This is a genomic window from Aeromonas bestiarum (genome assembly GCF_000819745.1).
GTDB classification, from domain to species: Bacteria; Pseudomonadota; Gammaproteobacteria; order Enterobacterales; family Aeromonadaceae; genus Aeromonas; species Aeromonas bestiarum.
This window is the reverse complement of record NZ_CDDA01000005.1, coordinates 1-18,111: the sequence shown is the minus strand read 5'-3', so window position 1 is coordinate 18,111 and position 18,111 is coordinate 1. Positions and strand designations below refer to the sequence as shown.

16 protein-coding genes and 2 tRNA genes are annotated in these 18,111 nt (G+C 62.1%); 11 read left to right on the top strand and 7 right to left on the bottom strand.

Annotated elements, in window-relative coordinates; translation table 11 throughout:
- Positions 1-21 precede the first annotated feature (21 nt).
- Positions 22-504, bottom strand: a complete 483-nt coding sequence (locus BN1118_RS00820; protein ID WP_043554141.1) for a DUF1097 domain-containing protein — start codon at positions 502-504, stop codon at positions 22-24.
- A 374-nt stretch (positions 505-878) separates the two neighbouring features.
- Between BN1118_RS00820 and msrP the strand changes: the two genes are divergently transcribed.
- A complete protein-coding gene (gene msrP, locus BN1118_RS00815) occupies positions 879-1,883 on the top strand; it encodes a protein-methionine-sulfoxide reductase catalytic subunit MsrP (RefSeq protein ID WP_043554140.1) in 1,005 nt (334 codons plus the stop codon).
- 97 nt (positions 1,884-1,980) lie between these two features.
- Entirely contained in the window at positions 1,981-2,613 is a 633-nt protein-coding gene (locus BN1118_RS00810) for a protein-methionine-sulfoxide reductase heme-binding subunit MsrQ (protein WP_043554139.1), read from the top strand.
- Positions 2,614-2,661: 48 nt separating this feature from the next.
- Here BN1118_RS00810 and BN1118_RS00805 read toward each other — a convergent pair whose 3' ends face one another.
- The gene (locus BN1118_RS00805; RefSeq protein WP_043142652.1) at positions 2,662-2,910 is read right to left on the bottom strand and encodes a PepSY domain-containing protein; all 249 of its coding nucleotides are present in this window, start codon (positions 2,908-2,910) and stop codon (positions 2,662-2,664) included.
- 63 nt (positions 2,911-2,973) lie between these two features.
- On the opposite strand from BN1118_RS00805, the gene BN1118_RS00800 reads away from it, so the two are divergent.
- From BN1118_RS00800 to BN1118_RS00780, 4 genes are all read left to right on the top strand, one after another.
- Positions 2,974-3,306 carry a PepSY domain-containing protein gene (locus BN1118_RS00800; RefSeq protein ID WP_043142650.1) on the top strand — a complete coding sequence of 111 codons (333 nt, stop codon included), beginning with the start codon at positions 2,974-2,976 and terminating at the stop codon, positions 3,304-3,306.
- Positions 3,307-3,388: 82 nt separating this feature from the next.
- The gene (locus BN1118_RS00795) at positions 3,389-4,045 is read left to right on the top strand and encodes an AHA_4052 family stress response regulator transcription factor (RefSeq protein ID WP_005318517.1); all 657 of its coding nucleotides are present in this window, start codon (positions 3,389-3,391) and stop codon (positions 4,043-4,045) included.
- A 37-nt stretch (positions 4,046-4,082) separates the two neighbouring features.
- Positions 4,083-5,432, top strand: coding sequence for a sensor histidine kinase (locus BN1118_RS00790; RefSeq protein ID WP_043554138.1), 1,350 nt, complete (start codon positions 4,083-4,085; stop codon positions 5,430-5,432).
- 175 nt (positions 5,433-5,607) lie between these two features.
- Complete coding sequence (locus BN1118_RS00780; RefSeq protein ID WP_043142646.1) at positions 5,608-6,069, top strand: hypothetical protein; 462 nt, start codon at positions 5,608-5,610, stop codon at positions 6,067-6,069.
- A gap of 151 nt (positions 6,070-6,220) precedes the next feature.
- Here the strand turns inward: BN1118_RS00780 and torA are convergent, their stop codons facing one another.
- Together torA and BN1118_RS00770 are read right to left on the bottom strand one after the other, a co-directional pair.
- Positions 6,221-8,701: a trimethylamine-N-oxide reductase TorA gene (gene torA, locus BN1118_RS00775; RefSeq protein ID WP_043554136.1), complete on the bottom strand. Its 2,481-nt coding sequence runs from the start codon at positions 8,699-8,701 to the stop codon at positions 6,221-6,223.
- 22 nt (positions 8,702-8,723) lie between these two features.
- A complete protein-coding gene (locus BN1118_RS00770; protein WP_043554133.1) occupies positions 8,724-9,854 on the bottom strand; it encodes a NapC/NirT family cytochrome c in 1,131 nt (376 codons plus the stop codon).
- A gap of 366 nt (positions 9,855-10,220) precedes the next feature.
- Between BN1118_RS00770 and BN1118_RS00765 the strand changes: the two genes are divergently transcribed.
- Complete coding sequence (locus tag BN1118_RS00765) at positions 10,221-12,191, top strand: DNA topoisomerase III (protein WP_043554278.1); 1,971 nt, start codon at positions 10,221-10,223, stop codon at positions 12,189-12,191.
- A 72-nt stretch (positions 12,192-12,263) separates the two neighbouring features.
- Here the strand turns inward: BN1118_RS00765 and BN1118_RS00760 are convergent, their stop codons facing one another.
- Together BN1118_RS00760 and BN1118_RS00755 are read right to left on the bottom strand one after the other, a co-directional pair.
- Positions 12,264-13,619, bottom strand: a complete 1,356-nt coding sequence (locus tag BN1118_RS00760; protein WP_043142636.1) for a TrkH family potassium uptake protein — start codon at positions 13,617-13,619, stop codon at positions 12,264-12,266.
- Entirely contained in the window at positions 13,616-14,269 is a 654-nt protein-coding gene (locus tag BN1118_RS00755; RefSeq protein ID WP_043554131.1) for a potassium channel family protein, read from the bottom strand. The genes BN1118_RS00760 and BN1118_RS00755 overlap by 4 nt, the downstream gene beginning before the upstream one ends.
- Positions 14,270-14,396: 127 nt before the next feature.
- Here BN1118_RS00755 and murB point away from each other — a divergent pair, with 127 nt between their 5' ends.
- A complete protein-coding gene (gene murB, locus BN1118_RS00750) occupies positions 14,397-15,434 on the top strand; it encodes a UDP-N-acetylmuramate dehydrogenase (RefSeq protein WP_043554129.1) in 1,038 nt (345 codons plus the stop codon).
- Positions 15,431-16,396, top strand: a complete 966-nt coding sequence (gene birA / locus BN1118_RS00745; protein ID WP_043554127.1) for a bifunctional biotin--[acetyl-CoA-carboxylase] ligase/biotin operon repressor BirA — start codon at positions 15,431-15,433, stop codon at positions 16,394-16,396. Before murB ends, birA begins: the two co-directional genes overlap by 4 nt.
- 77 nt (positions 16,397-16,473) lie before the next feature.
- Here birA and coaA read toward each other — a convergent pair whose 3' ends face one another.
- On the bottom strand, positions 16,474-17,412 hold the full coding sequence (gene coaA / locus BN1118_RS00740; protein WP_042036009.1) for a type I pantothenate kinase: 939 nt from the start codon (positions 17,410-17,412) through the stop codon (positions 16,474-16,476).
- Between the two features lie 261 nt (positions 17,413-17,673).
- On the opposite strand from coaA, the gene BN1118_RS00735 reads away from it, so the two are divergent.
- Positions 17,674-17,758, top strand: a tRNA-Tyr gene (locus BN1118_RS00735).
- Positions 17,759-17,796: 38 nt separating this feature from the next.
- Positions 17,797-17,871 (top strand) — tRNA-Gly (locus tag BN1118_RS00730).
- Positions 17,872-18,111: the final 240 nt, after the last annotated feature.

Genomic DNA, 18,111 nt, shown 5'->3' with positions numbered 1-18,111 from the left:
GAATCGGCCAGGTCGGCAGGATCAGGCCGGGTCGGTGACGCCAGCCGTGGCCTGGGCTTTCTGGGTTTTCTGGGAGAGCCAGAGGCCGCTCGCCTTCATCAGGTAACCGAACAGCGCGCCTATCACCAGGGAAGGCAGTATCAGTCGCCACTCTCCCGCCGCCCCGAAGGTGGCGCAGCAACCGGCGAAGGTGCCGGGAATGTAGCCGAGCCACTGCTGCTTGGCCTGCACGCACATCAGGGTCGCGACCACCCCCGTCATCATGTAACCCGCCACACCGGCTCCCCACCAGGCATCCCCGTGGATCAGCAGCAGGGCCCACAGCATGCCGCTCACATTGCACAACATGGTTTGCAGCAGCGCCTTGTAGCCACCGCTGGAGGCGAAGTAGCTGGTACAGCCGAGGAAGCCGACCCAGGAGATGAGGCCGAGGGCGACGGCAACCCAGCCCCAGATGGCGGAGAGGATCCCGGTCGTGATGGCGATGGCGATCAATGGGCTCATGGTGTGACTCTTCAACGTAGTGACATCTGGAAAAAGGGGGAGCCTACCCCTCGCAGGGGGAGCGGCAAGCAGGGGCGGAATTGTGTGTGATCTTCATCACTTATTTCAACTCAGGAATACGCTTGCGCTCGCGAAAAAAATTCATTGGTGGCGTCTTTGGCCCTGCACCATAGTTAGAGGCCCTGTCCTGCTCATGGAGTGAGTCTGATGGTGCCTAATGTGATCGTTCCTCTGCTGGTGTTCGTAGTGCTGTTCCTGGTCGGAACCATGGCCAAGGCCCTGCCCCTGCACCAACTCATGTAAATTTGTGTGAAATAAAACTCGGCCGGGGCGGGTCTTATGGTTATCACCCTCATAGCCCCGGGAGTTTTTCCATGTTGATCAAGCGCCGCTCTTTCCATCACCCCACCGAGCAGGATGTCACCCCGGAAGCCGTCTATCAGGATCGCCGCCTCATCCTGAAGGGGCTCGGACTGGGGGCCGCGACCCTGGCGTTTCCCACTCAGGCGAGCGTGCTCGATCTCTTCTCCGCCGACAAGCCGACCCCCGCCGCCACGACCAGGCCGCTCAACATCCATGCCGCCACCCGGCCCGAGGGCGTGATCATCACCCCGGAGGAGAAGGCCACCACCCACAACAACTTCTATGAGCTGGGCACCGACAAGGGGGATCCGGCCCGCAATGCCCATTACCTAAAACCCGAGCCCTGGACCCTCAAGGTGGAGGGGGAGGTGGCCAAGCCGTTTACCCTGGACGTGTGGGATCTCATCAACAAGAGCACGCTCGAAGAGCGCATCTACCGGCTGCGCTGCGTGGAGGCCTGGTCCATGGTGCTGCCCTGGAGCGGCATCTCGCTGGCGGACCTCATTCGCCGTGCCGAGCCCAACAGTCGCGCCAAGTTCGTGGCTTTCGAGACCCTGTATGACCCAGAGCAACTGCCGGGCCAGGCCTCCCGCTCCCTCGGTGGCGGCATCGATTATCCCTACGTGGAGGGGTTGCGCATTGACGAGGCGATGCACCCGCTCTCCTTCCTGGCGATGGGGCTCTACGGCAAGACGCTGCCCGCCCAGAACGGGGCACCGATCCGGCTGGTGGTGCCCTGGAAATACGGCTTCAAGAGCATCAAGAGCATAGTTTCCATCCGGCTGGTGGAGGAGATGCCGCCCACCACCTGGAATCTGCTGGCGTCGAACGAATATGGCTTCTACGCCAACGTCAATCCGCAGGTGGATCACCCGCGCTGGAGCCAGGCCAGCGAGCGCTTCATCGGCGAGGGGGGGATCTTCGGCGCCAAGCGTCAGCCGACCCTGATGTTCAACGGCTATGCCGACGAGGTGGCCTCGCTCTATCAGGGGATGGATCTGCGCAAATGGTATTGAAACTGACGCTCTGCCCGAACGGTGTCTTGCCCCCTTCTCCCCTTGCGGGAGAAGGGTTGGGGATGAGGGGTGGGAAAAACATAACGGGAACTGCGATATGACGCCGAGACTGAAAACAGCCCATATCAACGGCTTGCGCCTGCTGGTACACCTGGCCTCGCTGGGCTTTTTGCTCTGGCTGGGATACGCCCTGCCAGCCGGATTGCTGGGGGGGGACCCGGTACAGGGGCTGACCCACTATCTCGGCAAGGGGGCGCTGCACCTGCTGCTGCTCACCCTGCTGGTGTCACCGCTGGCCAAACGCTGGCGGCAGGGTCAGCTTATCAAGCTGCGCCGCCCCCTCGGGCTCTGGTGCGCGGCCTGGGCCGGGTTGCACTTTATGGTCTGGCTGGGACTGGATCTGCAGTTCGACTGGGGCCTGATTGGCGGCGAGCTGGTGAAGCGCAGCTACATACTGGTGGGGGCGTTGGCGCTCTTGCTGCTGGTGGTGCTGAGCATCACCTCGATCCCGGCCCTGTTGCGGACCATGGGGCCGGCCTGGCAGAAACTGCACAACTGGATCTATGCGGTGGCCCTGCTGGTGCCTGTGCACTACTGGTGGTCGGTGAAGAGTGGCTGGCAGGAGCCGCTCATCTATTTGCTGCTGGCCTGTGCCCTGCTGTGGCCACGGCGGGACAAGCTGCTGCGCCCCTGGCGCCAGCGTCAGCCACAAAAACTGAAAGAGGCGTGACTCGTCGCGCGTTCATCCAACGCGCGCTGCGCACATAGCAAAAGAGGCCTAGTCGGCCTCTTTTTTGGTGATCTCCCCGCTGTAGGCATCGACCAGCAGCTGCACGCGTTGCTCCTGGGCGTCTAGGGTTTCTACCTCGAATTTATCCCCTTCCAGCTCCACTTCCCGAATGTCGTGGTACCCTTGGGCCAACAGCAGCTTGACCAGCGCCGGCATGTCGAGACGCGTCTGGGCCGCCCAGCCAAGGGTGGAAAAGAGGCAAAGGATCAGCAGGATACTGCGTGGGATCATATTCATTCCGGATTCATGGCTGGCAGACTATAAACGGCATTATGTTAGGTTTTTGGAGATGAATCATCCATGAATAGAGCCCTGTCTCTGCTTGGGTTGCTGCTGCCCGTGATGGCGCAGGCAACCACGCCGAACGAGGCCTTGCTGCAACAAGCTGTCAGCGAGGGTCGGATCAGGCCCTTTCATGAGGTGATGGAGGTGGCCTCTCGCCTGCCGGTGCGCGTGCTGCGCGTCGATCTGGGGGAAGAGGACGGCATCTGGTTGTATGAGCTCAAGCTCATCGACAGCGAGAACAGCGTCATCAAGGTGGGCTATCGCGCCGACAACCTGGAGATGGTGTGGCTCAAGGGCCATCATCTGGAGCGGCTGTTCGAGCCTCGCCCTCCACCGGAAGAAGAGTGACCCGGTTGGGCGCTCTGGCAGGCATGGCTGCCCGACCCCCTCTCCGCTGACGCAAGTGTAACCCTGCTTTGGATACCCATTTATGCGCATTCTGATAGTTGAAGATGAGAAGACACTGGCGGGCCAGCTGGCGGAACAGCTGCGTCTGTCCGGTTTCGTGACCGACCTTTGTCATGATGGAAACGAGGCCGGCTTTCTCGGCGAGACCGAGCCCTATGACGCCATCATCCTGGATCTCGGCCTGCCGGGTCGCGATGGCCTGAGCGTGCTGAAAGAGTGGCGCAGCAAGGGGATAGATACCCCTGTGCTGGTGCTGACCGCCCGCGGCCAGCTGCACGAGAAGATTGAAGGGCTCAATGCCGGTGCCGACGACTACCTCACCAAGCCGTTCCAGGTGGCCGAGCTGGTAGCCAGGGTGCAGGCGCTGGTGCGCCGGGCGGCGGGCAATGCCAGCTCGATCCTGGAGATAGGCGGAGTGCGGCTCGACATGGCGGCCTCCCAGGTGTGGTACGAAGGCACCCCCATCAAGCTCACCGCCCACGAGTTCCGGGTGCTGGGTTACCTGATGCAGCACAGGGGCAAGGTGGTGTCGCGCAGCGAGCTGATCGACCACATCTACGCCCAGGATTTCGACCGCGACTCCAATACCGTCGAGGTGTTCATCGGCCGGATCCGCAAGAAGACCCACGCCGATCTCATTGAGACTGTGCGTGGCCTCGGATACCGGATCAACGAATGAGTCTGGCCTTGATGCAACCGCGGCAAGGGCACGGTGAATGAGGCTGGTGAGGACCCTGCGGGGGCGGCTGGTGGTCATAGCCCTGGTCTGGTGCGGCCTCTTCCTGTTCGCCACAGGTTTCAGCCTGCAGACCATGATGCGCAACTACTGGCAGGAGGCGGAGGCCGACGGCCTGCGCCTGCAGCTCTATGATCTGCTCTCCCGGCTCGAGATCCAGCCAGACGGTCTGCCCATAGTCACCGAGCCCATGGCCGATCCCCGTTTTCGTCAACCTTACTCCGGCTACTACTGGCAGCTGGAGCTGGGAGATGCCGTGGTCAGCCGTTCCCGCTCCCTGTGGGATGTGCACCTCGATGTGCACGGCCTGAAGTCGGCGTTTGGTGACCCGGATCTGTTCGTCGGCAAGGGGCCCAACAAGGAGCCGCTGCTGATCATGACCCGCGCCGTGCTGCTGCCGGGCTCTGACAAGGTGTTTACCCTGGTGATGGCCAAGGACAGCAGCGCCCTGACCCAGACCCTGAAGAAGACCCGGATCAGCCTGTTCCTCGGCCTCGGCTTTGCCGCCACCGGTCTGGTGCTGGGCTTCATGTTCCAGATCGTCTATGGTCTGCGCCCGCTGCATCTGCTGCGCCGCGAGCTGGGACGGGTGCATCAGGGGCATCAGGAGGGATTTCGGCTGCGTTACCCGCTGGAGATCCAGCCGCTGGTGGAGGACATCAACCGCCTGCTCCACCACTACGGCGAGCTGCTGCAACGGGCCCGTTCCCACACCGGCAACCTGGCCCACGCCCTCAAGACGCCGCTCAGCATAATGCGCAATCAGGTGGCCCAGTTGTCACCCGAGGATCAGGCCGCCATCGGCGAGCAGCTCGACCAGATCCAGCGCCACATCGACTATCACCTCGGCAAGGCCAGGGTGACGGGCGCTGCCAAGATCCTCGGGGTGTCGACCCCGGTGCGGGCACGGGTGGAGTACATCTGCCGCGCCTTTGCCCGGCTCTATCCGGGCAGGGAGGTGGATCTGCAGGTGCCGGCCAATCTGGCGGTCGGGGTGGAGGAGCAGGACTTCGACGAGATGGTGGGCAACCTGCTGGAGAACGCCTTCAAGTGGTCGGCCGGCCAGCTGCGCATCTCCAGCGCCGAGCTGGGGGGCTGGATCACACTGCGCATCGAGGATGACGGCCCCGGCATGAGCGAGGATCAGATCGCCAAGGCGGTGCTGCGCGGGGTACGGCTCGACGAGAAGGTGCCGGGCTCCGGGCTCGGCCTCAACATAGTCTCCGATCTGGCCGAGGCCTATAGAGGCAATCTCATCATGGGCCGGGCGGAACTGGGTGGCCTGGCGGCGTCTCTGTCACTGCCCAAGGTGGCAAGGGTGGATAGCTAGGGATCAAGCTCCCCGTCACTGTCCAAGGTGGCCTGGGTAGAGAGCCAGATATTATCAAGCCTCGTCATGAGGCAATGGAATTGGGGTGGTCCGCGCCCCGCCACCGCCCAAGGTGGCACGGGGAGCGGGCCAAGCATAAGATAAGACACTTGTTCAAGCCTGAGGAAGGGTAGCAATGACAGACGATCCATGGGCACTATGTCATCTTGATGACTCGTTCGATTCCTCTGTACTGGGGATCAAGGGGGCTCAGCTCCAGTGGTTCGAGGACAGAGATAGCCTGATCGCATTCCTGCTGGAAGATTTCATCGATCTGCTGGCCGATGTGGGTGAGCTGGACGAAGACGAAATCGCCAGCGCCCGCGAGCGCTTCACCCTGCTGGTGGAGCAGATCAGAGACGATCGCGGTCTGGTGGATGCGCTCAACGATCTCGCCTCCGGCCTGCGCCGCATCGCCTGGCTGGGGCCGCTCTCCGAGCTGGCCGAGGTCAGCGACGACTTCGCCGCCGGCCTGCGCCGCTATTTCTGGACCCAGTACGACGGCGACGAAGATGATCCGGATGCCTGGGTGCCGGAAGAGCTCTGGCCCCAGCTGGTGGAGTGTGCGGAAGAGTACATGCAGGAAGGGGACTTCTGAGTCACCTTGCCCATGCTCCGGCTGCAGAGCGGGTGGCGTGTGTGGAAGAGTACATGCAGTAAGGGGACTTCCGAGTCACCACTGCCACAGCAAATTGACAGCAATAAAAAACGGCGCCTGATGGCGCCGTTTTTGTTGGTCGAGTGTGAACTCAGCCGTTGGCCGGCACCGCGTGAGCGGTATTGGCCAGTGCCGGGCCCCTGTATTTCTCGATCTGCAGCTGGGCCATGTGGCCGCAGTTGCCCTGCGCCAGGCTGGAGGTGCCCTCGTCGAAGGTCAGGCAGTTGACGTTGCCGTTCTTGCAGATGGCCCCCGCCTCACCCGGTTTGGCCGGGTCGAACCAGGCCCCTTCACAGATGCGCACCACACCTGGACGTATCTCTTTCGACACCAGGGCGCCCACCAGGATCTGGCCGCGATCGTTGAAGGCGCGCACCAGGTCGCCATCCTGAATGCCACGAGCCTTGGCATCATCCGGGTGGATCAGAATGGCCTCCCGATCGGCGATGGCGAACTTGTCTCGCAGCGGCGTGTTGTCCAGCTGGGAGTGCAGGCGCTGGGTCGGGTGCGAGGTGTTGAGCGACAGCGGATAACGGCTGGCGGTTTCGCACTTCACCCACTCCTTGGGCTCATACCACTTGGGATGGCCGGCGCAGTCGGCATATCCCATACCGGCGATGGTGTTGGAGAAGATCTCGATCTTGCCGGACGGGGTGCCGAGCGGGTTGAGCAAGGGGTTCTCGCGAAAATCGGCGTGACGGATCCACTGGCGATTCGCCTCCGGAATGGGGAAGCGGATGTAGTTGTTGGACTCCCAGAACATGGTGAACGGCGGCAGTGCCACCCGGGCGCCACGGGCCTGGGCGGCCATGCCGTCATACATCTGCTTGAGCCACAGCATCTCGTCCTTGCCTTCGGTATAAGCCTCCAGCAGGCCCAGCTTGGCGGCGATGGCGCTGAAGATGTCGAAGTCGTTGCGTGACTCGTGCTGGGGCGGCACGCACTGGTGCATGGGGAAGACGTAGCGCTGGGAGTAATCGCCCCCCATCTCCAGATCGTTGCGCTCATAGCTGGTGGTGGCCGGCAGCACTATGTCTGCGTGCTTGGCGGTGGCGGTCCAGTAGGGCTCGTGCACTATCACAGTCTGCGGCTTGCGCCAGGCCTTGAGCAGGTTGTTGGTGTCCTGATGGTGGTGGAAGGGATTGCCACCCGCCACGTAGACCAGCTTGATGTCCGGATAGCTGAGCTGACGGCCGTTGAAGTCGATGGTCTTGCCCGGATTGGCGAGACAGTCGGCGATGCGGGCCACCGGGATCGGCGCCGGGCTGTTCTTGGGTGCATTGCCGGCCGAGATACCTGCCAGTATGCCGCCCTTGGCGGTGGGGCTGCCACCGGAGGAGTAGTGGTAGCTGAAGCCGTAACCGCCACCGGGCAGGCCGATCTGGCCCAGCATGGCGGCCAGGGTCACCAGCATCCAGTTGGGCTGCTCGCCGTGATGCTGACGCTGCATGCCCCAGCCCGCCATGATCATGGTGCGCTTGGACGCCATGTCGAGGGCCAGCTGACGGATCACGGCGGCATCGACGCCGCAGACAGTGCTCGCCCACTCGGCGCTCTTCGGCTGACCGTCGTCCTTGCCCAGCAGGTAGGTGAGGAACTTGTCGAAGCCGCTGGTGTAACGGTCGAGGAAGGCCTGATCGTGCTTCTGCTCGGTATAGAGGGTGTGGGCCACCCCCAGCATCATGGCCACGTCTGTATAGGCATTCGGCGCAATCCACTCGGCCCCCGCCAGCTTGGCGGTCTCGTTGTAGACCGGATCGATGCTGATGATGCGGGTACCCTTCTCCTTCAGCGCCTGGAAGCCGGCCTGACCCTCGTGGTCCGGCATGTTCCAGCTGTTCTTCAGGGTCACCTGGGCGTTGACGCCCCACAGCACCACCAGTTCGGCGTGTTCGATCACGTTCGGCCAGGCGGTCTGCTGCTCATACACCTCGATGGATCCCATGACGTGGGACATGATCACCTGGGCTGCACCGGCGGAGTAGTCACCGGCATAACCGGTGAAGCCACCGGTCAGGTTCATCAGACGGTGCAGCAGGGTACGGCTGTTGTGGAACATGCCGACGCTCTTCCAGCCGTAGGAACCGGCGTGGATCGCCTGCGGGCCGAAGTCGCTCTGCACCCGGCCAATCTCGCCGGCTACCAGTTCGATGGCCTTGTCCCAGCTCACCCGCACCCACTCGTCGGCGCCGCGTAGCTCGGGTTTGGCGCCCGGGCCCTGCTCCAGCCAGCTCTTGCGCACCATGGGGTACTTGATGCGGTTCTTGGCGTGAACCTGGAACGGGGCCATGTCGATGAGATCGTTCGGCGCCGGATCATCGGCTACCGGCTGGACGCGCACCATGCGGCCCTCTTCGACTATGGCTTCGAAGGCGCCCCAGTGGGCACCGGTCAGTATGCCTTTCTGGGCCGGTACCAGGGTCGGGAACTGTTCAAGCGCCGTGCTGATGGCCTGGGCCAGGGCGCTCTTCGGGAAGATGCCGGCCAGCAGCGGCAGGGCCGCGCAGGCGCCGAGCCCCTTGAGCAGGTTGCGGCGGGACAGATTGGTTTTCTTATCGGTAAAAAAAGTCATGACGATTTCCTCTGTGCCAGCCTTAGTGCGCCGCGCTCATGTCACTGGCATGTTTCTGGACGTATTGGGTCAACATGCGAGCCTGTTCCGGGGTCAGGGAGGTACGAGATTCCATCCCCTTGATGACGCCGATCCACTGGTTGGCATTGAAGTGATCCAGCGCGGTGAGGCCGTGGCAGCCGGTACAGTTGTTGGACATCAGGGTGGAGGCGTATTGCCACAGCTTGCCCTGATCGCCGATGAGCTGGCTCTGATCCACCCAGGCGGTCAGTTTGACCTGATGCCAGGTGAGGTTGGTGGCGCTGTCGGTTTCGCTCTGGCCGGTGACCAGGGATTTCTTGGCGTTATCGCCGACCAGCACGCTCAGGATCCGCTTGCCGGGGGCGGCGTAGAAGACTTCGCTCACGCCGTCCTGCTGCCAGCCTTCGATCTGCACCTGGGCGCGGCCATTCTCGTTGGCCAGTACTTCCACCCTGGTGGAGGGCATCAGGGTGCCTTCGTCTGTCTTGGCGGCGGCATCGAGGAACAGCGGCGCCGTGGCGATGGCGTAACGGGTGGTGACGTTGGCCGGGGTCTGGGCGGCAGCCTGGGCCAGCTCGCTCGCGCCGGCGGCGGCCAGCTCGCTCATGTCAGGCATGATATGGGCGACACCGCGGTGGCAGTCGATGCAGGTCTGGCCTTCCTTGATGGCGACCGGGTGCTCGGCCCGGGCATTGGGGCGCTGGGCCAGAATGTCCATGGCGGCGTAGCTGTGGCAGCTGCGGCAGGTAGCAGAATCGTTGGCCTTGAGCTCGTCCCAGACGGACTGGGCCATGCGCAGCTTGTGCGATTCGTATTTCTCCGGGGTGTCCAGGGTGCCGATCGCTTCGTGATAGATATCCTTCACGGCGCGGATCTTGGTCCACAGATAGGCGCTGGGTTCATTGGGGATGTGGCAGTCTGCACACTCGGCCCGGATGCCCTTCACGTTCTGGAAGTGGACGCTGCCCTGATACTCGGCCAGCGGTGTCTGCATGGAGTGGCAGGAGACGCAGAACTCGGTAGAACTGGTTTTATGCATCACTGTCACTGTGACACCCAATGCCGCGACGCCCAGCAGGGCCCCGAGCAGCAGGAGCCAGAACCAGGTCTTTCTCAATAATTTTCCAAGCATGGCGGCGTTTTCCTACGATCAAATATTACCAATATAGTAGTAGCTAGGGAGAGGTAGTGGCTTGACCTCTATCATGATTTTTATTTCGTATTGTTATTTTAAATGCATTTATTATTTTGAATTTTATTATTTAATTGAATTTAATTTAACTTCAGCGCTTTTATCATCCTGTTCGCACTCGTTCGGGCCAGGTTTCATCATCTGGCTCGCATGAGCATCCTCAAGGGTAGTTGCATCCTTGACCCCGAGTCGCGGTGCTGACCGACAGCGTGCTCGCGATCACCGGATCCACGGGTGGCCGGGCTTGGGCTTTGTAAAAGGCTCGGTATATACTGTTCGCATATACAGTATTCAGGTATGTTTGCCATGCGACTCTTTATCGCCGAGAAGCCCAGTCTGGGCCGCGCCATTGCCGATGTGTTGCCCAAGCCCCACAAGAAGGGGGAGGGTTTCATCGAGACAGCCCAGGGGGACGTGGTGACCTGGTGCATCGGCCACCTGCTGGAGCAGGCCGAGCCCGATGCCTACGACGCCGCCTTCAAGCAGTGGCGCATGGAGCAACTGCCCATCATCCCCGCTCAGTGGCAACTGGTGGCCAAGCCCAAGACCAAAACCCAGCTCACCGTCATCAAGCGGCTGATCAAGCAGGCCGACTGCGTGGTGAATGCCGGTGACCCGGACAGGGAAGGGCAACTGCTGGTGGACGAGGTGATCGATTTTCTCGGTTACCCCAAGACCAGGCCCGTGCAGCGCTGTCTCATCAGCGATCTCAACCCGCCGGCGGTGCGCCGTGCCCTCGACAAGCTCAGGGACAACAAGGAGTTCGTGCCGCTGGCGGTGTCGGCGCTGGCCCGCAGTCGTGCTGACTGGCTCTATGGCATCAACATGACCCGGGCCTACACCCTGCTCGGCCGCAAGGGCGGTTGCAGCGAGCTGCTGTCGGTCGGCCGGGTGCAGACCCCGCTGCTGGGGCTGGTGGTGCGGCGGGATCTGGAGATAGAGGCCTTCGTGCCCAAGCCCTTCTACGAGGTGCTGGCCCATGTGGTGACCCAAAGCAACGAGCGCTTCAGCGCCAAGTGGCTGCCTTCCGAGGCCTGCCTGCCCTGGCAGGATGAGGAGGGGCGGGTGCTCAACCGGGCTCTGGCCGAGAAGGTGGTCAGTCGCATCAATGGCCAACCAGCCTCGGTGGAAGAGGTCGAGGAGCAGGCCCGCAAGCAGGCGGCGCCGCTGCCCTACAACCTCTCCAGCCTGCAGATCGATGCCGCCAAGCGGTTTGGCATGGATGCCAAGCGGGTGCTGGATGTGTGTCAGGGGCTCTACGAGCGCCACAAGCTCATCACCTACCCGAGATCCGACAGTCGCCACCTGCCGAGCGATCACTTCAACCGGGCCGCCCAGGTGCGGGATGCCATAGCCGTGACCGCGCCGGCGCTGGCCAGGGCGGTGAGCGAGGCGGATGGCAAGATCCGCAGCAAGGCGTGGAACGACAGCAAGGTGGATGCCCACCACGCCATCATCCCCACCGAGAAGCGCGGCAACGAGGCCAGCCTCAGCGGCGATGAGGCCAAAATATACGGTCTGGTGGCGCGCCAATATCTGCTGCAGTTCTATCCCCCGTTCGAGTACAACGACAGCAAGGTGCTGCTGCGCATCGCGGGCGGCCTGTTCCAGGCCAAGGCGCGGCGGATCCTCAAGGCGGGCTGGAAGGCGCTGCTGGGGGTGGAAGAAGATGACGACGAAGAGAAAGCCGGTACCCTGCCGGCCCTGAAAGAGGGGGAGCAGCTGCTGTGCGAGCGGGGCGAGCTGCTGGAGAAGATGACCCAGGCGCCCAAGTCGTTCACCGATGCCACCCTGCTGGCCGCCATGACCGGCATAGCCCGCTACGTGCAGGATCCCGAGATCCGCAAGACACTGCGCGAGACCGACGGCCTTGGCACAGAGGCGACCCGGGCCGGCATCATAGATCTGCTGTTCAAGCGCCGTTTTCTGGTACGCCAGGGCAAGAGCATCAAGGGCACCCCCACCGGACGGGCGCTGATCCTGGCGTTGCCTGCCACCGCCACCACACCGGACATGACGGCCCTGTGGGAGCAGAGTCTGGGCCAGATCGCCGAACGGCACGCCAGCTACCAGCAATTCATGGGGCCGCTGACGGAGCAGTTGAACGGCTTGATCGAGGGGGCCAGACAGGATTCTGGCGCCAGCTTCAGTGCCCTGCCCAAGGCAGCGCCTGGGGCCAGCAAGCAGCGCTTCACCCGCCGCAAGAGCAGCGCGGGGACGGCTGGCACGGCTCGCAAGAGTGCGGGCAAGCGACCGCTCAAGGCCAAGGTGGCCTGAGCCGTTGAACCGGGCGTTAATGCCGAGAAAGAGAAGGGGCCATGATGGCCCCTTGTTCTTATGGATGCGGGCTCAGCCCGTATAGACACCCTCTTCCGGGTACTTGATGCGGGTCTCGCTCGGGCGCGCCAGCATGAAGGCCAGGGTCAGCGGGCCGAGACGGCCGCAGATCATTACCAGCACCAGAATGAGCTTGCCCGGATCACTCAGACTCGCCGTGATGCCGGTGGAGAGGCCCACGGTGGCAAACGCCGATATGGTCTCGAACATGATCTTGTCGAAGGTCTGTTGCTCGATGATCATCAGCAGGAACATGGCCAGCATCAGCACCATGGTGCTGACTATGATGATGGCGAGCGATCGGGTCACTATCTGGGGTGACAGGGCCCGGCCGAAGGCGGTGACATGAGGCCGCTTGGTCAGGAATGCCTTGGTGGCCAGCAGCACCACCGCAAAGGTGGTCACCTTGATGCCACCACCGGTAGAGGTGGCACCGGCACCGATAAACATCAGCATCATCATGAACAGCAGGGAGGCGGGTACCATCTGACCTATGTCGATGGAGTTGAAACCCGCAGTCCGCGCACTGGTGGACTGGAAGAAGGCCGCCAGCCACTGGCCCCCGAAGGAGGCCTTGCCGAGGGTGCCCGGGTTGTTGTGCTCCAGCAGCCAGAACATCAGGGTGCCCAGCAGCAGCAGGGCTGGCGTCATGATCAGCATCAGCTTGCTGTGCAGCTTCAGCTTGCGCCAGCGGCGGTTGCGTACCAGATCGACGATGACGGTGAAGCCAATCCCCCCCAGGATGATCAGTGCGGCTATGGTCAGTATGATGACGGGGTCGTCTCTGTAGTCCATGAGATTGTTGGCAAACAGCGAGAAACCGGCGTTGTTGAAAGCCGATACCGCGTGGAAGAAGCTGACATAGAGGCCGCGCTCCCAGCCCATCTCGGGTACCCAGCGTATTGCCATCAGGCCGGTGCCGATCAGCTGGGCGATAAAGGCGAACAGCACTATGCGCTTCACCAGCTGAATGATGTTGACCGAGCCCTCCTGGCCCAGCGCCTCCTTGGCCAGTACCTGCTGGCGCAGACCGACCCGCTTGCTGAACATGGCGATCAGCAGCAGCGTCATCGTCATCTGGCCCAGGCCGCCAATCTCCATCAGCATGATCAGGAAGATCTGCCCCTGCAGGGTGAATACTGTGCCGGTATCCACCACCCCGAGGCCGGTCACGCTGATGGCCGAGGTGGCGGTGAACAGGGCGTTGACGAAGGTGACCTCGCCGTTGTGGCTGGAGGGCTGCACCAGGAACAGGGTGCCGACCAGCAGTATGATCAGGAAACTGCCCAGGATCAGCTTGGCTTCGCTCCAGCGGGACTCATCATCCCGGTGCAGGGCGAAGGCGTAGCTGCTACGCCAGCGTGTCATAAGGTTTCCAGCCAGTGGTCGATGGCATGCTTGTTGCCAGCCAGGATCAGGATGTCACCCAGTTGCAGCTCCATCTTGCCGGTCAGCACGTTGTGCAGCACCTGGCCACGCTTGATGGCCAGCAGTTGCAGCTCGGTCTGTTGCAGCAGGTGCAACTCGGCCAGGGTGCGGCCATTTTGCGGCAGACCTATGACGAACTCGGTCAGCACCATGTCGTGACCCAGCTCCAGATAGTCGAACAGCCGGTTGTCCAGCATGCTCTGGGCGACCCGGCGACCCATGTCCCACTCGGGGTTGATCACCTTGTCTGCGCCGACCTTTTGCAGGATCTTGGCGTGGAACTTGTCGCGCGCCTTGACCCACACCTTCTTCACCCCGGCCTCCTTCAGCACGAGCGTGGTGAGTATGCTGGTCTCGAGGTTGTCACCTATGGCGACGAAGACGATGTCGAAATTGGCCAGCCCCAGTTCGGCCACCGTGGACTCATCGGTCGCATCGGCGACGACGACATGGTTGCACAGGGTGGCGATCTGGCGAGTCTTGCTCTCGTCTATATCAATCGCCAGCACCTCGGCATCCTGCCGTTGCAGCTCTTCGCACAGGGCGCTGCCAAACAGTCCCAGGCCGATGACGGCAAATTGGTTGTTCATGAGTACTTCCTCAAGAGTCGGAGCCGCATACTCTACTCCAGCGGACCGAGTCCGAAAAGAGGGCCGGATTTTTCGTCCGGCGGGAATATAAGGTAGACTGCCCGCTCGCTATTGTCGGGACACGCAGATGAAACTCACCCCTCACGCCTCCTTGTTGACGCTCAACACCCTCGCCCTCGATGCCCATTGCCTCTGGCTGGCTGAGGTGGCGCAGGTCGACGACCTGCAGCAACTCGTGACCAAGCCTGAACTGACCGACCTGCCTCGCCTGGTGCTGGGTGGCGGCAGCAATGTGCTGTTTTGCAATGATTTTGCCGGGCTGGTTGTACTCAACCGTTTGAAGGGCATCCAGCTGCAGGATGAGGGGGAACACTGGCTGCTGCATGTGGCGGCCGGGGAAGAGTGGCATCAGCTGGTGTGCCACGCCCTGCAACAGGGCTGGTACGGCCTGGAGAATCTGGCGCTGATCCCGGGCACGGTCGGCGCCGCGCCTGTGCAGAACATAGGCGCCTACGGGGTCGAGCTGGCCAGCTTCTGTGCCTATGTCGAGGCGTTCAACTGGCAGAGTGGCCAGCTGGAGCGCATCGATGCCGCCGACTGTCACTTTGGCTACCGCGACAGCATCTTCAAGCACGAATATCAGGACAGCCACTTTATCACCGCCGTCGGGCTGCGCCTGCCCAAGGCCTGGACGCCGGTGCTGGCTTACGGTCCGTTGGCGGCGCTCGGGGATGCACCCACCGCGCAGGCCATCTTCGATACCGTCTGCGCCACCCGCCGTGCCAAGCTGCCGGATCCCGCCGTGCTCGGCAACGCGGGCAGCTTCTTCAAGAACCCAGTGGTGACGAGGGCGCTGGCCGACACGCTCAAGCAGCAATATCCGCACATGCCCTGCTACCCGGCCGGGGAGGGGCAGGCCAAGCTGGCCGCTGGCTGGCTGATAGATCAGTGCGGCCTCAAGGGCTTTGCCATCGGCCGCGCCGCCGTCCATCAGGAGCAGGCGCTGGTGCTGGTCAACCTGGGGGGCGCCAGCGCCATGGAGCTCATCGCCCTGGCGGCCCATGTGCGCGACAGCGTGGAGCAGAAATTCGGAGTGGTGCTGGAGCACGAGGTGCGCTTCATGGGCCTGACCGGTGAGACTTGGCTCGATGAGGTACTGGCATGACGCTGACTCCCACCAGACAGACACTGATCACCCTGCTCAGCGATGGTCAGTTCCACTCAGGCGAACAGCTCGGCGAGCAGCTCGGCATCAGCCGTGCGGCCGTGAGCAAGCACATGGCCGCACTCAAGGAGCTGGGGCTGGACTTGTTCAGTCTGACCGGCAAGGGCTATCGGCTGGCGGTGCCCATGGCGCTGTACGATCAGGTGCAGTTGCAGGCGATGGCCCCCATGGCGCCGGTACACTGCTTCCCGGTGATCGACTCCACCAACCAGTACCTGCTGGAGCGGGTCAACCAGCTCCAGTCCGGCGAGAGCTGTCTGGCCGAGTGCCAGACAGCGGGGCGCGGTCGCCGTGGCAAGCCCTGGGTCTCTCCCTTCGGCTGCCAGCTGATCCTCAGCATGTACTGGCGGCTCGAGCAGGGCATGGCGGCGGCCATGGGCCTGAGTCTGGCGGTCGGTGTGGCCGTGGTGCAGGCGCTGGAGTCGCTCGGTTATCCGGGGGTCGAGCTGAAGTGGCCGAACGATCTCTACTATCAGGGCCGCAAGCTGGCGGGCATTCTGGTGGAGATGAGCGGCAGCGCCGGTGCCAGCTGCAACCTGGTGATCGGGGTTGGCCTCAATCTGGCGATGCCGGCCCGGGAGGGGGAACGGATCGATCAGGCCTGGTCCGAGCTGCGCCACATACAACCGGAACTGGTGGATCGCAATCTGCTGGCCGCCCGCATGATCGAGTACCTGCAACAGGCCATGGTCACCTTCGAGCAGAGCGGCCTGGCCAGCTTTGTCGACGACTGGAACCGGCTCGATCACTTCGCCGGCCGACCGGTGCGCCTCCTGATGGGGGAGCAGGAGATCCGCGGGGTGGCTCGCGGCATAGACGATCGCGGCGCCCTGCGCCTGGAGACAGGTGAAGGGACAAGATTCTATCTGGGGGGCGAAATATCCCTGCGCCGGGGCGACTGAGCCCTTGTCACTGCGACAGCAATGAAAGAGGGGGCCTGCGGGCCCCCTCTTCGTTCAGGTACTGTGTGCCTCGGTCATCACTTGCGCAGCTTGATCTGCTCGATGGCGTGCTCGTGGCCCTTGGTCAGGATCAGGTTGGCCCGTTCCCGGGTCGGCAGGATGTTTTCCTGCAGATTCAGATAGTTGATATCTTGCCATATGGTGTTGGCAATCTTGCTGGCTTCACTCTCCGCCAGTTTGGCGTAGTGATGGAAGTAGGAGTCCGGATCCGAGAAGGCGCCGCTGCGGAACTTGAGGAAGCGCTCGACATACCAGGTGCGCAGCAACTCGGCCTCGGCATCCACATAAATGGAGAAGTCGACAAAATCCGACACGAAGACGCGATGGGGTTCCTGCGGGTAATCCATGCCGCTTTGCAGCACATTGAGCCCTTCCAGGATCAATATGTCAGGCTGCTCCACCACCTTCTTCTCATCGGGAATGATGTCGTAGATGAGGTGGGAGTAGACGGGGGCCTCGACCTTCTCGTGGCCGGCCCGGATGTTGGCGACAAACTCCACCAGATGACGGATGTCGTAGGATTCCGGGAAGCCCTTGCGACGCATCAGGCCGCGCTCTTCCAGCACCTTGTTGGGATAGAGGAAGCCATCCGTGGTGACCAGCTCCACCCTCGGGTGTTCGGGCCAGCGCTCCAGCAGCGCCTGCATGATGCGGGCCGTGGTGCTCTTGCCCCCCGCCACGCTGCCGGCGATGCTGATGATGTAGGTGCCCTTGCCGCGCGACTGGCCGAGGAACTGCTCCAGCACCCGGCTGCGGCGCTGCTTGGCCTTGACGTAGAGATTGAGCAGGCGGGAGAGGGGCAAATATATCTCTTCCACCTCCTGCAATGACACCTTCTCGTTGATCCCGCGCAGGGTCTGCAGATCGTGTTCGGTCAGGGTCAGGGGGACAGCATCGCGCAATAACGCCCATTGTTCGCGGGTGAATTGCAGATAGGGGTTATGCTCTGTCGTCATGGTGTCATCACTGTTTCTTGGGCAGGGCGACCATACACCAAGGGGTGGGGAGCGACAAGAGATGCGGCGGATTCGAGGAGAGAGTGAGTCCTTTTTTGCATGCTTCCCGGCAATAATGCACATTTTGCAAGGCGCAATGGTTGCATCCCCAAAATCCTTACAATAAAATGCGCGACGCTTGGATGTCTGTCGCCTATTTGCCCGGCAAAAGCGACAAAACAACGGGTGCAAGCAGAATTACCGTTGTGGCATTTATGCACTGGAGGGGTTCCCGAGCGGCCAAAGGGATCAGACTGTAAATCTGACGGCTCTGCCTTCGAAGGTTCGAATCCTTCTCCCTCCACCATATTTCTCTGCGGTTTGAGTTCTTTGGGTTAGAGAAATGCGGGCATCGTATAATGGCTATTACCTCAGCCTTCCAAGCTGATGATGCGGGTTCGATTCCCGCTGCCCGCTCCAAGATGCTGATACGGCTCAGGCGATACCAAGAGTCACACCTTCGGGTGAGTTCGGCAATCGAACCTGGCTGTCAGCACCAACCTCTCTTCCCCACCAGATTCAAATCCATCATATAAACTGTTCTGTGGTTAGCTTGCCACCGCGTACTCAGCGTTAGTTTAGAGGGACGATCATGTCTAAAGAAAAATTTGAGCGTAATAAACCGCACGTTAACGTGGGTACCATCGGCCACGTTGACCA

What these genes read in the sequence shown, in the direction of transcription:
- BN1118_RS00795 (WP_005318517.1), top strand. Translation starts at nt 3,389, where the DNA reads ATGCGCATTCTGATAGTTGAAGATGAGAAGACACTGGCGGGCCAGCTG.
- msrP (WP_043554140.1), top strand. Translation starts at nt 879, where the DNA reads ATGTTGATCAAGCGCCGCTCTTTCCATCACCCCACCGAGCAGGATGTC.
- BN1118_RS00800 (WP_043142650.1), top strand. Translation starts at nt 2,974, where the DNA reads ATGAATAGAGCCCTGTCTCTGCTTGGGTTGCTGCTGCCCGTGATGGCG.
- BN1118_RS00770 (WP_043554133.1), bottom strand. Translation starts at nt 9,854, where the DNA reads ATGCTTGGAAAATTATTGAGAAAGACCTGGTTCTGGCTCCTGCTGCTC.
- BN1118_RS00760 (WP_043142636.1), bottom strand. Translation starts at nt 13,619, where the DNA reads ATGACACGCTGGCGTAGCAGCTACGCCTTCGCCCTGCACCGGGATGAT.
- BN1118_RS00765 (WP_043554278.1), top strand. Translation starts at nt 10,221, where the DNA reads ATGCGACTCTTTATCGCCGAGAAGCCCAGTCTGGGCCGCGCCATTGCC.
- BN1118_RS00810 (WP_043554139.1), top strand. Translation starts at nt 1,981, where the DNA reads ATGACGCCGAGACTGAAAACAGCCCATATCAACGGCTTGCGCCTGCTG.
- torA (WP_043554136.1), bottom strand. Translation starts at nt 8,701, where the DNA reads ATGACTTTTTTTACCGATAAGAAAACCAATCTGTCCCGCCGCAACCTG.
- BN1118_RS00820 (WP_043554141.1), bottom strand. Translation starts at nt 504, where the DNA reads ATGAGCCCATTGATCGCCATCGCCATCACGACCGGGATCCTCTCCGCC.
- BN1118_RS00755 (WP_043554131.1), bottom strand. Translation starts at nt 14,269, where the DNA reads ATGAACAACCAATTTGCCGTCATCGGCCTGGGACTGTTTGGCAGCGCC.
- BN1118_RS00780 (WP_043142646.1), top strand. Translation starts at nt 5,608, where the DNA reads ATGACAGACGATCCATGGGCACTATGTCATCTTGATGACTCGTTCGAT.
- coaA (WP_042036009.1), bottom strand. Translation starts at nt 17,412, where the DNA reads ATGACGACAGAGCATAACCCCTATCTGCAATTCACCCGCGAACAATGG.
- BN1118_RS00805 (WP_043142652.1), bottom strand. Translation starts at nt 2,910, where the DNA reads ATGAATATGATCCCACGCAGTATCCTGCTGATCCTTTGCCTCTTTTCC.
- BN1118_RS00790 (WP_043554138.1), top strand. Translation starts at nt 4,083, where the DNA reads ATGAGGCTGGTGAGGACCCTGCGGGGGCGGCTGGTGGTCATAGCCCTG.
- murB (WP_043554129.1), top strand. Translation starts at nt 14,397, where the DNA reads ATGAAACTCACCCCTCACGCCTCCTTGTTGACGCTCAACACCCTCGCC.
- birA (WP_043554127.1), top strand. Translation starts at nt 15,431, where the DNA reads ATGACGCTGACTCCCACCAGACAGACACTGATCACCCTGCTCAGCGAT.